Annotated in this window: 12 protein-coding genes; 8 read left to right on the top strand and 4 right to left on the bottom strand. The window is 58.6% G+C overall.

Annotated features, from left to right (window positions below; translation table 11 throughout):
- Positions 1–20: 20 nt before the first annotated feature.
- Both QEP11_RS08215 and QEP11_RS08220 read right to left on the bottom strand, forming a co-directional pair.
- A complete protein-coding gene (locus QEP11_RS08215; protein WP_284336152.1) occupies positions 21–698 on the bottom strand; it encodes a YjfI family protein in 678 nt (225 codons plus the stop codon).
- Positions 699–870: 172 nt separating this feature from the next.
- Positions 871–1,356: a PACE efflux transporter gene (locus tag QEP11_RS08220; protein ID WP_284336153.1), complete on the bottom strand. Its 486-nt coding sequence runs from the start codon at positions 1,354–1,356 to the stop codon at positions 871–873.
- Between the two features lie 356 nt (positions 1,357–1,712).
- Between QEP11_RS08220 and QEP11_RS08225 the strand changes: the two genes are divergently transcribed.
- Positions 1,713–2,609 carry a LysR family transcriptional regulator gene (locus QEP11_RS08225; RefSeq protein WP_284336154.1) on the top strand — a complete coding sequence of 299 codons (897 nt, stop codon included), beginning with the start codon at positions 1,713–1,715 and terminating at the stop codon, positions 2,607–2,609.
- Positions 2,610–2,652: 43 nt separating this feature from the next.
- A complete protein-coding gene (locus tag QEP11_RS08230; protein WP_284336155.1) occupies positions 2,653–3,933 on the top strand; it encodes a hypothetical protein in 1,281 nt (426 codons plus the stop codon).
- 11 nt (positions 3,934–3,944) lie between these two features.
- On the opposite strand, the gene QEP11_RS08235 is transcribed toward QEP11_RS08230, so the two are convergent.
- Positions 3,945–4,838 (bottom strand): LysR substrate-binding domain-containing protein, encoded by an 894-nt coding sequence (locus QEP11_RS08235; protein WP_284336156.1) that lies wholly within the window; start codon positions 4,836–4,838, stop codon positions 3,945–3,947.
- A 158-nt stretch (positions 4,839–4,996) separates the two neighbouring features.
- On the opposite strand from QEP11_RS08235, the gene QEP11_RS08240 reads away from it, so the two are divergent.
- The 6 genes from QEP11_RS08240 to QEP11_RS08265 all read left to right on the top strand — a co-directional run bounded on the left by QEP11_RS08240 (position 4,997) and on the right by QEP11_RS08265 (position 11,812).
- A complete protein-coding gene (locus QEP11_RS08240) occupies positions 4,997–5,890 on the top strand; it encodes an HTD2 family dehydratase (RefSeq protein ID WP_284336157.1) in 894 nt (297 codons plus the stop codon).
- A 51-nt stretch (positions 5,891–5,941) separates the two neighbouring features.
- Complete coding sequence (locus tag QEP11_RS08245; protein ID WP_284336158.1) at positions 5,942–7,108, top strand: acyl-CoA dehydrogenase family protein; 1,167 nt, start codon at positions 5,942–5,944, stop codon at positions 7,106–7,108.
- Between the two features lie 17 nt (positions 7,109–7,125).
- Positions 7,126–8,325, top strand: a complete 1,200-nt coding sequence (locus QEP11_RS08250) for a CaiB/BaiF CoA transferase family protein (protein ID WP_284336159.1) — start codon at positions 7,126–7,128, stop codon at positions 8,323–8,325.
- 45 nt (positions 8,326–8,370) lie between these two features.
- A complete protein-coding gene (locus QEP11_RS08255; RefSeq protein WP_284336160.1) occupies positions 8,371–9,735 on the top strand; it encodes an MmgE/PrpD family protein in 1,365 nt (454 codons plus the stop codon).
- A 104-nt stretch (positions 9,736–9,839) separates the two neighbouring features.
- A complete protein-coding gene (locus QEP11_RS08260) occupies positions 9,840–10,835 on the top strand; it encodes a tripartite tricarboxylate transporter substrate binding protein BugD (protein ID WP_413788698.1) in 996 nt (331 codons plus the stop codon).
- A gap of 116 nt (positions 10,836–10,951) precedes the next feature.
- Positions 10,952–11,812, top strand: a complete 861-nt coding sequence (locus QEP11_RS08265) for an HpcH/HpaI aldolase/citrate lyase family protein (protein ID WP_284336161.1) — start codon at positions 10,952–10,954, stop codon at positions 11,810–11,812.
- 41 nt (positions 11,813–11,853) lie between these two features.
- On the opposite strand, the gene QEP11_RS08270 is transcribed toward QEP11_RS08265, so the two are convergent.
- Complete coding sequence (locus QEP11_RS08270) at positions 11,854–13,161, bottom strand: Glu/Leu/Phe/Val family dehydrogenase (RefSeq protein ID WP_284336162.1); 1,308 nt, start codon at positions 13,159–13,161, stop codon at positions 11,854–11,856.
- Between the last annotated feature and the right edge of the window lie 15 nt (positions 13,162–13,176).

A 13,176-nucleotide genomic window follows, 5' to 3' on the forward strand; every position in this document is an offset into this window, starting at 1 on the left:
GGCAATGGTCGGGGTGCAGCTCACGCCTGCGCCAGCGACAGGTAGCTTTCCAGCGCTTCGGTAGCCTGGATTACGCTATCGGACAGCGTCAGAATTCCGCAGACGATGTCATCACAGTTGCTGGATGTCCTCAGGGCCGAGAACATCACATAGCCTTCGCCCCCTTGCGCCAGAGGTTCGAGCGCCATGTTTGTGAAGGGGAATAGTTTTTGCAGCCGCAAAATCTGCTCATTCATCCCCGCACGATCCTTGACCTGGTCGGCAGGCCACAAGAAAACCTCGATCACGAGCTGCTCGCCAGATAGCGCCAGGTGCACGGGCAAATCACCGAACTCCGGCAAAGTCACAAGCACGCTGGCATCTGCGCCTTCAAGCACCTCCACATTCAGCTTGCCCTCGCGTGCGAGCAAGCTTTGCTGCAGATCTGCGGCCAAGCTGTGAATACTCGAGTACGCATGAGTTTCGTTCTCCATAGAGCCCTCCTTATGGTCGATCAGCAATGAAACCGGGAGCGCCTGATGGAGGCGCATCTGCTTTTCCAGCCGCTGCAGCAGCGGGCCGTGCTCGGGAAGAATCCAGACTTCCTTCTTCACCAGCCCTTGTTCACGCAGTCTTTGCCTGTGCAAGCGCTGGTAGTGGGCTGATGTTTTGTTTTCCATGTCGCCCACCGTAGCAGGCATCACATGTAAGTTGCACATGTAAAACGCATTGATCCCCAAAAAACTCCGTTAACAATCATTTCCCGCGAACAACAGGAGAATCCAACGGCAGATGCAAAAAAACCACGACGAGCATCAAGCCCATCGTGGTTCAGAAACCTACTCAGACTCCAGCTCGTAAAAGCTGCTTGCTGAGTTCTGTTGAAGCCTCCTACTGCTTCACAAGCAGCTGTGCCGAAGCCGGCAAGCCAAAAATGCGGTCAAAGCACCAGTTAAATACAAAGGTGTAGATCATGAAAAAGACCAGCAATCCGGCTTCCATCACCGTTGCCTGCCACAACGATATGTTGAACCACCAGGCCATGAGCGGAATCAGCATGGCGGCAATGCCGCCCTCAAAGCCGATCGCATGCGCAATGCGGCGCCACACGGAGCGGCCCTTTTTGGTTTGGCGCAGCTCCCACCTCTCAAACATCCAGTTGAAGGTCAGATTCCAGCAAATGGCGATGGTGGAGGCAGCCACAGCCATGACGCCGGAAGAGCCCGCCCCCTGGCCCGTCGCCATAAACAGCACGCTGGACACAAGGATGGCAATGAATTCATAAAGGCCGACAAACACCACACGGCGCCAGGGCCCTTGCAAGCCCGTAGGCTGCACTGTGGCCGCGACCGATGTGGCAGAAATGGTTTCAGACATGAGAAAAGTGTAGGTGTGAACAATGACAGAAATCGGGCAACGCTTTCACCGCCCTCAGACAGTGCCGCACAAGCTGTTATGCCCTGCTCAACAGATCAGGCCCAAGCGGCAGATCTGCATGTATTGATGCACGCCGGTGGCAGGCCCGGCTTCACAGCAGCGCACGACTGGTGTGCCCGGTTTCGGCCAACACACGCCAGACTGTTATGTGCACAAAGGCTGGGCTGCTGCATAAAGAAGGCGCAGAAGTGCACGTATGCCATCGCGTACAGGGTTGCAAACATAGTAGGCATGATATGCAATAAAAATTGAACACAAAATCTAAGTTCTTTCAGATTTTCTGATAGGTTCACGCCATGCCATTCCCACTGGAACAAGTTCCCCTCTTTCTGGCTGTGCTCGATACCGGCTCCTTCTCGGCGGCTGCGCGCCGCCTTGGTCGAGCACCTTCGGCCGTCAGCATGGCAATAGGCAACCTTGAAGCCGAACTGGGCCTGCGCCTTTTTGATCGTACCGGGCGGGAACCCACTCCCACATCGGCTGCCAAAGCGCTGGAGCCCCAGGCACGCTTGCTGTCTCAACAATTGCAGCAGCTCAACCAGCAGGCGCAGGCTTTACACGCAGGGCTGGAGAAACGGCTCACGCTGGCTATTGCTCCAGAGTTGCTGACCAGTGACTGGGCTGAGGATTTGCGCCCTGTGGTGGAACAATATCCGTCGCTGGTGGTCGAGGTGCTCGCGGCACCGCAGGACGACGCACTGGAGCTGCTTCACGCAGGGCGGGCACAACTTGCGCTGGTGTTCGAGCGGCCCAACATTGATGCGCGGGAAGATTTCCGTGAACAAGGCTATGAAACATTGGTGGCCGTGATGTCGCCCCGTCACCCACTGTGTCTCCAGTGGCCAGCAGGCTCCACGCCAACCATCGATATGAACCAGCTGGCTGCATCACGCCAGGTTCTGGTCGCCAGCCGCAATCTGACGATTACCGACACCCGTTTTGTCTTCTCCCACCATATTTGGCGCGCTGATAGCCACGGAGCTGCACGCGCCTTGATTGCAGCGGGGCTGTGCTGGGGCTGGTTGCCCCAGAGTCTGGTTGAACCGCACATTCAAAGCGGTGAGTTGCTGCGCATTCCATTCAGCAATATCAGCAATGGTTCGAAACTTTTTGTGGACTGGGTCTGGTCCAAGGAGCGCCCCCTTGGGCTGGCTGCCTCGCGCTTTGTGCAGCAGCTGCAATCGCGCACCTGATTGCACAGCCAGATACCGTCGTGCTCACACTCAGCATGGCGGCATGTATGTGGAGTTGATGCGTTTTTTGCTCTACAGTGGGTCTGTGACGCAAGCTATTCCACCCTCTCCTTCCAATGGCACCACGCCCCCAGCTCCCGTCAGCTTGAATGCGGGCTCCAGCTCAGCATCCAGCTTTTCCAATGTGGCTGCCGCACAAGGTGCGATCTCCAGCACGCCAGTGGCTGCACCAGCGCCTATCCAACAAGCAGGCAGTAGCGCGGAGATTGCCCGCATTGTGGCCACCGCCCTTGCCAGTACCGTCAACCTTTCACCGCAAGCACAGCAGGCCGTGAAGCTGGAAGCATTCAATCAATTGATCGCCAGCATGGTCAACCAGATTCAATCTGGCAGCACCACCTTACCCAGCAACTGGCCCACACAAGGCATGGCCCCGCAGTTGCAAGCTTTGCTTAGCCAACTGCTGCAGCAGGCCACAGCAAGCCAGGCCTTGCCGCAACAATTAGTCAGCGCGCAAGCCTGGCCGACCGTGCTGACCCAGGCTGTGCTGCAGCAGGCAAGCGAACACGCTGCTCAGGCCCAGTCTTCGATGCCTCCCCATACGAACACTGCAGCAAATGCTTCACGCAGCTCGCCACCGCTGCCAGCACTGCAAACCTGGCTGGTACAACACGGTGTCGTGCAAGGCAGTGATGGAGAACGGGCTTTTACTTTGACATTGCGTGTGCCAGTTGCCTGGGCGCAAGCGCAGGCAGCGCTGAGGGCTGCATTGCCATCTAGCTCCCATGCTGGGTCCACACCAGGAGCCGGCGCACCACCTGCTCCGACCTTGGGCCCTGTCCTGTCCAGCGGCACACTCACTACGACTGAGTTGGTGCCACTGACGTTTGCAGGGAGCGTGCGGCAATTAGCCAGTGGCAGCATGGGTCTGGTGATGCAGCCCCAAGTGTTGCCCGGCTCGCCTGTCACTGCGGCGGCCATGCAGGCCATGCGCACCAGCGCCATCTTGCAACTGGAATTTCAGCCACTTGTACAGGCCCTACAAACTGCTCAGGCAGCCTCCGTCTACATGCCCGCACATTTGCTGCCCACTGACCTGCAGACTGTGCTGCAAAACAGGGGCACCGATCCATGGCTGCTCATGGCGCAGGCACAAGCGGATGAAGCAAGCAAGAAACATCCGAAAAACGCCAACGAGCAAAGCAGTTTCTGCAACCGTGCAGGCTGCCAGTACCAGGGACGGGCTATCTGTGCACAACCGTTTTGCGCAGAGATGAATTACCTGTGGTCCGTAGATCGCGCCCAGCGCTCTTCACGCATCTAAGGCAACAGCATTCACAGCTGGTGATAGCGCATCACCGACTGCATCAGCTCCTGAACATGACTGGCCACATTGCTACCCTCACGCACCAGCATGTAACGGGGTCGGATGGCCCAACTGTCGGCCAACATAATCTGCCTTAGCTGTCCCTGGGTGCTGCTGCGCCGCGCAGCGCTTTCAGGCACCACAGCGACCCCAACCCCTGCGGCAACCATCCTGCACATGGCCTCGAAGCTTGCCAACTGAATGCGCAGCTTGAGTTTGTGCCCCAATTGCTGGCTGATATTGCCTAAAAAGGTTTGCAAGGTACTGCTGCGATGCATGCCAACGAAGTGCTCGTGCAAGACATCGGCAAAGCCCAGCGATCGCACGCCGTGCCAGCGTGGCAAATCAGGAGTCACCAGCACCAGCCTGTCTGTGCTGAAGTGCACACTGGTCAGTCCATGTGTGTCCACCTCACCAGCAATGATGCCAAGGTCGGCACGCCCTTCGCGAATATCCGCGGCGATCTCCGCATTCGGACGCTCTTGCAAGTCCACATTGATATGGGGGTGCCCCATCAAATAGGCTGCCAAAATATCTGGCAAAAAATCTGTCACTGCCGTGGTGTTCGCAAACACACGCACGTGCCCGCGCAAGCCCGCTCCGTATTCTTGCAAATCGGCTTCCAACTGCTGCGCCTGCTGCAGCATGGCTCGCGCATGGAAAAGAAAGGCCTCGCCCGGGGGCGTCAGCCGCACGCCCCGAGCCTCTCGAATCAGCAAAGGCATACCTGCCTCTTCTTCCATGGCCTTGATGCGTGCGCTCGTGGCTGCCAAAGATAGAAAACACTGCTCAGCGGCCTTTGTCAGGCTTCCTGATTTCTCCACTTGGACAAAGAGCAAAAAGTCCTTCAGTTCGAGTTTCATAGACAGCTCGGGTTTATACGGATTTCGAATAGCCTTTTGAAAAACCGAAGGCTCGCTTGCAAAAGCTGTGATTGTAGAAAGTCTTTCGCAGCACCAAGATGCATTGCAAATGCACGTCAGCAATGACTGACTTTTCTTAGCAAAGCAAGACTTTGGCCATGAGCGACAAACTCTCCCCACAAATCGACGCCACCCAGCTGGCACACCTGCAAACCTGGCAAGGCCGCAGCGAGACCACGGCCGATCTGATCACTGCGGCGCCGCTGCGTGCCTTGTCGGCCACGCTGGACCGCGACGATGTTCCCCCCGTTTCTGGCAGCACGGTGCCACCGCTGTGGCACTGGCTGTATTTCCTGCCACATGCTCGGCAAAGTGAAATTGGTGAAGATGGTCATCCTCAGCGCGGAGGCTTTCTTCCACCCGTTCCTTTGCCACGTCGCATGTGGGCCGGCGGACGCTTGCGCTGGGAAGCGAACAACCCGTTGCAAGTCGGCCAGGATGTGGAACGGGTCTCCACCATCCAGTCTGTCAAGCACAAAGCGGGGCGCTCTGGAGAGTTGCTGTTTGTGCAGGTGGAGCACCGATTTGGCAATGCCGACGGCCTCTGTCTGACCGAAGAGCACGACATCGTTTACCGTGCGGCAGCCCAACCCGGGGAAGCTGCACCTGCGCCACAAACACCTGCGCTGGCAGGCCAGCAGCAATGGTCACGCGTGATCACTCCTGATGACGTATTGCTGTTTCGCTACTCAGCACTGACCTTCAACGGCCATCGCATTCATTACGACCGCAAATACGTCACGGAGGTGGAAGGCTACCCCGGACTGATCGTGCATGGCCCCTTGATTGCCACGCTGCTGGTGGACTTGCTGCGTCGCAGCCTACCTAACGCGCAATTGCAAAGCTTCTTTTTCAAAGCGGTACGCCCCACCTTTGATCTGCACAGCTTCAGCGTGCACGGCAAACCTTCAGCCGATGGCAAGACCATTGAGCTTTGGGCGCAGGACCATGAAGGCTGGCTGACCATGCAGGCCACGGCCACATTGGCCTAAGCCCAAGGTCCTGCAACGTCCGCCGCCTTCCAAAAAAATTCCGAGACACCCATGATTGAGCTGACCCAATCCAACAACCACCACGAAATCCGCGATGCCATTCGCGACCTGTGCGCCGCTTTCCCGGATGAGTACTTCCGCAAAGTGGATGAAGCGCGCGCCTATCCCGAGCAATTCGTCAACGCATTGACCGAAGCGGGCTGGATGGCTGCGCTGATTCCGCAAGAGTACGGAGGCTCAGGCCTGGGACTGACCGAAGCCTCGGTCATCATGGAAGAGATCAATCGCTGCGGTGGCAACTCCGGAGCTTGTCACGGCCAGATGTACAACATGGGCACGCTGCTGCGCCATGGCTCTGCCGAGCAAAAGCAAAAATACCTGCCCAAGATTGCATCGGGCGAGTGGCGTCTGCAATCCATGGGCGTGACCGAGCCCACCACGGGCACAGACACCACCAAGATCAAGACCAGCGCCGTCAAGAAAGGTGACAAATACGTCATCAACGGCCAGAAAGTGTGGATCAGCCGCATCCAGCACTCGGACTTCATGATCTTGCTGGCGCGCACCACGCCACTGGCCGAAGTGACCAAGAAGAGCGAAGGCATGTCGATCTTCATGGTGGACCTGCGCGAGGCCGAGAAAAAGGGCATGACCGTGCGCCCCATCCCGAACATGGTCAACCACGAGACCAACGAGCTGTTCTTTGAAGACCTGGAGATTCCTGCCGAGAACCTGATCGGCCAGGAAGGCAAGGGCTTCAAGTACATCCTTGATGGTCTGAACGCAGAGCGCACACTGATTGCCGCCGAATGCATTGGTGATGGCTACTGGTTCATGGACCGCGTGACCAAGTATGTGAAGGATCGCAACGTGTTTGGCCGCCCCATCGGGCAGAACCAGGGCGTGCAGTTCCCGATTGCCGAGACCTTTATCGAGCTGGAAGCCGCCAATCTGATGCGCTGGAAGGCCTGTGAGCTGTATGACAAGCACGAGCACATGGGCGCGCAAGCCAATATGGCCAAGTACCTGGCGGCCAAGGCCAGCTGGGAAGCGGCCAATGCCTGCCTGCAGTTTCACGGTGGTTTCGGCTTTGCCTGCGAGTACGACGTGGAGCGCAAATTCCGCGAAACGCGTCTGTACCAGGTGGCGCCCATCTCCACCAACCTGATCTTCTCCTACGTGGCCGAGCACCTGCTGGGTCTGCCTCGTTCGTTCTAAAACCGGGGGAATCCGACATGGCAGTATCTGAACGCCCCCGTCCACTGGACGGCATTACCGTTGTCTCGCTGGAACATGCTGTGGCCGCTCCGTTTTGCACACGCCAGCTGGCCGATCTGGGTGCACGCGTGATCAAGGTGGAGCGTCCCGGAAGCGGCGACTTTGCGCGCGGCTATGACCAGCGGGTGAACGGCCAATCCTCGCACTTCACCTGGATCAACCGCAGCAAGGAAAGCCTTGCGCTGGACGTCAAGCAGCCTCAGGCCAAAGCCGCATTGCTGGAGCTGCTTAAAACCGCTGACGTGCTGGTGCAAAACCTTGCTCCGGGTGCCGCAGCCCGCATGGGCTTGTCGTATGAGGCACTCAAGGACAGCAACCCCAAGCTGATTGTTTGCGACATCAGCGGTTATGGTGCGGATGGCCCTTATCGCGACAAAAAAGCCTACGACTTGCTGATCCAGAGCGAAGCTGGTTTTTTGTCGGTAACGGGAACACCTGACACGCCCAGCAAATCAGGCATCTCCGTGGCCGATATTGCTGCGGGCATGTACGCCTACACCAACATCATGTCGGCACTGCTGCTGCGTGCCAAAACCGGCCAAGGCAGCCACATTGATGTATCCATGCTGGAAGCCATGAGCGAGTGGATGGGATATCCCCTCTACTATGCCTTTGACGGCGCACCTCCACCACCGCGCACCGGGGCTTCACACGCCAGCATCTACCCTTATGGTCCCTTCCGGGCTGGGGATGGCAAGACGGTGATGCTGGGGCTGCAAAACGAGCGCGAATGGAAGATCTTTTGCGACGCCGTGCTGCAACAACCCGATGTGGCTACCGATGCGCGTTTTGACAGCAACGCCCGGCGCAATGCCAACCGTGAGGCATTGCAGGCACTGATTACGCAAACTTTCGCTGCACTGACGGCCTCACAAGTGGTGCAGCGCCTGGAAGAGGCAGGCATTGCCAACGCACGTGTCAACGAGATGGCAGACCTGTGGGCACACCCGCAATTGCAAGCGCGTCAACGTTGGCGCACGGTAGAAACGCCCAAAGGCGAAGTACCGGCATTGCTGCCGCCAGGTGTCAACAGTGCCTTTGACTACCGCATGGAGGCAGTGCCTTCGGTAGGGCAGCACAACGCCAGCATTCTGGCCAGCCTCGGCTGGAGCGAAGCACAAATCCAGGCACTGCAATCGCCTGCTACCAGCACATGAACCACGCAGCAGACGGTGTAGATGCCGTCTGCATCAGAGACAGCAATGAAAGCAGAAAAAGAAGTACACATCCACCCACTGGCCACCTTTGCAGCCCAGTTGCGCTGGGCCGATGTGCCCGAAGCGGTACAACGCAAAACCGAAGACCTGTGGGTCGACTGGTTTGGCTCCGTGCTGGCAGGCCAAAGTGCACGCCCGGTGCAAAGCATCTGCCGCTTTGCGCTGTCGCAAGGACCGTCCTCTGGTGCCAGCGAAGTGATTGCCCAAGGCGCCACCACCTCGCCCATGATGGCAGCCATGACCAATGCGGCTGCCTCACACGTGGCCGAGCAGGACGATGTGCACAACGGCTCGGTATTTCACCCGGCCGCTGTAGTGTTCCCACCTGCGGTCGCGGTGGCGCAAAGCATCGGTGCCAGTGGTGCGCAACTCATGGCTGCCTGCGTGGCAGGCTATGAGGTGGGCATTCGCGTGGGCGAGTTCCTCGGCCGCAGCCACTACAAGATCTTCCACACCACCGGCACGGCGGGCACGCTGGCTGCCGCCACTGCTGTGGGCAATTTGCTGGGTCTGACGCCCTTGCAAATGCAGCATGCGCTGGGTTCTGCGGGCACGCAATCGGCAGGTCTGTGGGAATTTTTGCGCACCGCTGCCGACAGCAAGCAACTGCACACCGCGCATGCCGCCAGCGCAGGCCTGATGGCTGCGTACCTAGCCCAGGAAGGCTTTACCGGCGCGCAAGACATCTTCACCGGCCCGCAAGGCCTGGCTGCAGGCATGAGCCAGGATGCCAATCCGACCAAACTCACCGATGGTCTGGGCACACGCTGGGCCACGACAGAGACCAGCTTCAAGTGGCACGCGTCCTGCCGCCACACGCATCCTGCGGCAGACGCACTGCTGCAGGTCATGCAGCAAAACAAGCTGCAAGTGGCAGACATTGCGCATATCGCCTGCCATGTGCACCAGGGTGCCATCGATGTGCTGGGCCCCGTTGTGAGCCCCAGCACGGTGCACCAGAGCAAGTTTTCCATGGGAACGGTGCTGGCACTGGCCGCACGCTTTGGCTTTGCGGGTTTGACCGAGTTTGACGCGCACTTTCAAGCGCCGGAGACTGTGGCTGTGCGCGAGAAAGTGCAGATGGTGCTGGACGCTGAAGTGGATGCTGCCTATCCCCAGCGCTGGATTGGCAAGGTCACCGTGCAGACCGTGGACGGACGCACGCTGCAAGGGCGCGTGGACGAGCCCAAGGGAGACCCGGGCAACACCTTGTCGCGTGCAGAAATTACGGACAAGGCCTTGCGACTGGCAGCTTACGGGGGAGCCGTCACTGCAAATCAGGCACAAGCTTCGATAGAACAACTGTGGCAAATCGCACAGTGGGAGCGTGTAGGCCATTTATTGGCCTGAGAAGAACGCCAACTGCATAGCCGGAGGGCTATCGGTTGGTATGGGAGCAATTCTCACAGAGGGTGCTTGAGCGCCCCAATTTCAACCGTTAAGGAGACTTAGAGATGACATCTTCCCTGCAATTTTCACGTCGTACTTTGGTCGCAGCTTGCACCTTGATGACATTGGGAGTGAGCAACGCCATGGCCAGCACCTGGCCTGACAAACCAATCACTCTGGTGGTGCCTTACTCGGCCGGTGGCCCAACCGACGTGGTGGCGCGTTTGCTGGCCGTCCCCATGGGGCAGGAGCTGGGTCAATCCGTGCTGGTCGAGAACACCGTAGGTGCTGGCGGCACGATCGCCCCTGCACGTGTGGCCAAAGCCAAGAACGATGGCTACACCATTCTGATCCACCACATGGGCATGGCTACAGCCCCGGCGCTGTACAAAAAACTGCCCTATGACCCGATCAAGGACTTCGAACCCATCGGACAGGTGCTGGATGTGCCGATGACACTGCTGTCGCGCAAGGATTTCCCTGCCAACAACTTCCAGGAACTGCAGGACTATGTCAAGAAAAACCAGGAAAAGGTTTCTTTGGCAAATGCCGGAATTGGTGCTGTTTCTCAGCTGTGCGGCATGCTGCTCATGCACCAGTTGGGCGTCAACCTCACCACGGTTCCGTACAAGGGTGCCGGCCCTGCCATGAACGACCTGATGGGCGGACAGGTGGATTTGCTGTGTGATCAGACCACGCAAACCGTTCCGGTCATCAAGGACGGCAAGCGCGCCAAGGTGTTTGGTGTGACCACGCCAGAACGTCTGGCATCGCTGCCCGATATTCCCACCCTCAACGAACAAGGCCTCAAAGGCTTCGACGTGAAGGTTTGGCACGGAATGTACGCACCCAAGGGTACGCCCAAGGAAGTGATCAACACCATCAACAAGGCGCTGAATGTGGCGTTGAAAGATGCCAATGTCAAAGCGCGTATTGCCGATCTGAGCTCTGACCTCGTGTCCCCTGAAAAGGCCACCCCCGAAGGTCTGCGCAAGCACCTTGAGGCCGAAGTGGCTCGCTGGGCCAAGGTGATCAAGGAGACAGGCGTGAGCGCGGAATAAATGTGGCCCCCGGGGCTGAGCAGGCAAGTCTGCACAGCCCTGTTTCCGGCGAGCATCAGCTCGCGTCTCCCGAGCACCAACCACAAGCCAGCGCTTGCCCATGAAACGCTTTCGCCATGTCTGATCTGCTTCGCAACGCCAGTTCGTTTTTGTTTGTTCCAGCTTCACAGCCAGAACGCTTGTACAAAGCCCTCGCCAGCCACGCCGATATGGTGATTGCCGACTGGGAGGATGCCGTGGCCCCGGCCGACAAGGATGCCGCCCGGAACGCGCTGGAGGCGGCTGTCACCACCCTGGATCATGCACAGCGTGCCCGTTTGCTGGTTCGCATCAACGCCGCAGACACGCAATGGTTTGCAGCCGATGTGCAGGCTTTGGGTCGGCTGGTGGGGCACGGCATCGCCGGAGCCGTCGCCCCCAAATCCGAGGCATCTTCCACCCTGGCGCAGGTAGCACATGACGCAGGCAAGGGTTGTGCCTTGGTAGCCCTTGTGGAGACTGTAGCTGGCCTCGATGCACTCGATGCGCTGGCCACAGCGCCACAAGTGCAGCGCCTGGCATTTGGTCACCTGGACTTTCAAGTGGACGCGGGCATGCAATGCAGCGAGGACGAACATGAATTGCTGCCAACGCGCATGGCTTTCGTCATGGCATCACGCCGCGCAGGTCTGGCCCAACCCATCGATGGCGTCACTGTTGACACCAAAGATGCCGCACGCATTCACAGAGATACCAGCCGCGCACTGCACATGGGATTTGGCGGCAAACTATGTATACACCCAGCACAAATCGCTGGGGTCAACGCTGTTTTTACGCCCAGTGAATCAGTTGTAGAACACGCGCGCGCCGTTGTTCAGGCGATGGAACAAGCTCAGGGAGGCGTCTGCGTGGTAGCAGGCAAAATGGTGGATGCCCCGATCCTCAAGATGGCACAACGCACGCTACAGCGCCACGCCTGGGCACAGCAGCGCGGATAAAAAAAGCGGCCAAAGGCCGCTTTTTGAAAACACGCCTTGGCTTAAGGGTACAGGCCTCGCATTTCACGGGCATGCAGGATGCGCTTGCAGGCCACGATGAACGTCGCCGTGCGCAGACTCACCTTGTTCTCTTGTGCCACCTGCCAGACGCCCGCAAACGCGTCCTGCATGATGCGCACCAGACGGGCGTTGATTTCGTCCTCGCTCCAGAAGAAGCTGGAGAAGTCCTGCACCCACTCAAAATAGCTTACGGTGACACCGCCTGCATTGGCGATCACATCGGGCAGCACCAGCACACCCTTGTCATGCAGGATGTCGTCAGCCTCCGGTGTCGTGGGCCCGTTGGCGCCTTCAATCACCATCTTGGCCTTGATGCGCTGGGCATTGTCCTTGTTGATCTGCCCTTCCAGCGCCGCGGGAATCAGGATATCGCAATCCACGGCCCAGAATGCATCGTTTTCAATGCTCTCAGCGCCCGCAAAACCGGCCACGCCCCCTTGCGTGCGCACATGCTCTTGCAAGGCTGGCACATCAAGCCCGTTGGCGTTCTGGATGCTGCCGGTATGGTCCTGCACCGCCACCACCTTGGCGCCAGCGTCAGCAAACAATTTACCTGCCGTGCCCCCCACGTTACCGAAACCCTGCACGGCAACGCGCGCACCTTCCACGGGCAGGCCGATCAGTTTGGCGGCCTCGATGCCGACAGTGAACACGCCCCGCCCCGTGGCCTCCACGCGGCCCAAGGAGCCGCCCAGATCAATGGGTTTGCCGGTAACCACGCCGGTGGCGGTAGAGCCGGTATTCATGGAATAGGTATCCATCATCCATGACATGATCTGACCATTGGTGTTCACATCAGGCGCTGGAATGTCTTTGGTCGGGCCGATGAGCAAGCCAATCTCACTGGTGTAGCGGCGCGTCAAACGCTCCAGTTCACCTTTGGAGAGCTTGCGGGGATCCACACGAATCCCGCCTTTGGCGCCGCCATACGGCACGTTGACTGCCGCGTTCTTGATCGACATCCATGCCGACAGGGCCATGACTTCCGACAGCGTCACATCCTGGTGGAAACGCACACCGCCCTTGCCCGGGCCGCGGCTCAGGTTGTGCTGCACGCGGTAGCCCTCGAAGTGGGCAATGGAGCCATCGTCCATCTCAATAGGAACGTCCACCACCAGGATGCGCTTGGGACGCTTGAGCGTCTCTACCCAGCGCGCCAATGAGCCCAGGTAAGGTGTAACGCGATCCACCTGTTGCAGGTAAGTACCCCAGGGGCCCACGTCGTCCGGATTGAGATAGGAAGGTAAAGCGTGTGTCATCAGATGCGCCGAAGAATCATGTGCAGGCATAAAAACCTCAAAAAT

This window comes from Comamonas halotolerans, assembly GCF_030162935.1.
GTDB lineage: Bacteria > Pseudomonadota > Gammaproteobacteria > Burkholderiales > Burkholderiaceae_C > Comamonas > Comamonas halotolerans.

Bases quoted from the DNA above. Each gene is read 5' to 3' on its own strand.
- QEP11_RS08225 (WP_284336154.1), top strand. From the start codon at position 1,713: ATGCCATTCCCACTGGAACAAGTTCCCCTCTTTCTGGCTGTGCTCGAT.
- QEP11_RS08240 (WP_284336157.1), top strand. From the start codon at position 4,997: ATGAGCGACAAACTCTCCCCACAAATCGACGCCACCCAGCTGGCACAC.
- QEP11_RS08260 (WP_413788698.1), top strand. From the start codon at position 9,840: ATGACATCTTCCCTGCAATTTTCACGTCGTACTTTGGTCGCAGCTTGC.
- QEP11_RS08220 (WP_284336153.1), bottom strand. From the start codon at position 1,356: ATGTCTGAAACCATTTCTGCCACATCGGTCGCGGCCACAGTGCAGCCT.
- QEP11_RS08255 (WP_284336160.1), top strand. From the start codon at position 8,371: ATGAAAGCAGAAAAAGAAGTACACATCCACCCACTGGCCACCTTTGCA.
- QEP11_RS08270 (WP_284336162.1), bottom strand. From the start codon at position 13,161: ATGCCTGCACATGATTCTTCGGCGCATCTGATGACACACGCTTTACCT.
- QEP11_RS08215 (WP_284336152.1), bottom strand. From the start codon at position 698: ATGTGCAACTTACATGTGATGCCTGCTACGGTGGGCGACATGGAAAAC.
- QEP11_RS08250 (WP_284336159.1), top strand. From the start codon at position 7,126: ATGGCAGTATCTGAACGCCCCCGTCCACTGGACGGCATTACCGTTGTC.
- QEP11_RS08265 (WP_284336161.1), top strand. From the start codon at position 10,952: ATGTCTGATCTGCTTCGCAACGCCAGTTCGTTTTTGTTTGTTCCAGCT.
- QEP11_RS08230 (WP_284336155.1), top strand. From the start codon at position 2,653: ATGTATGTGGAGTTGATGCGTTTTTTGCTCTACAGTGGGTCTGTGACG.
- QEP11_RS08235 (WP_284336156.1), bottom strand. From the start codon at position 4,838: ATGAAACTCGAACTGAAGGACTTTTTGCTCTTTGTCCAAGTGGAGAAA.
- QEP11_RS08245 (WP_284336158.1), top strand. From the start codon at position 5,942: ATGATTGAGCTGACCCAATCCAACAACCACCACGAAATCCGCGATGCC.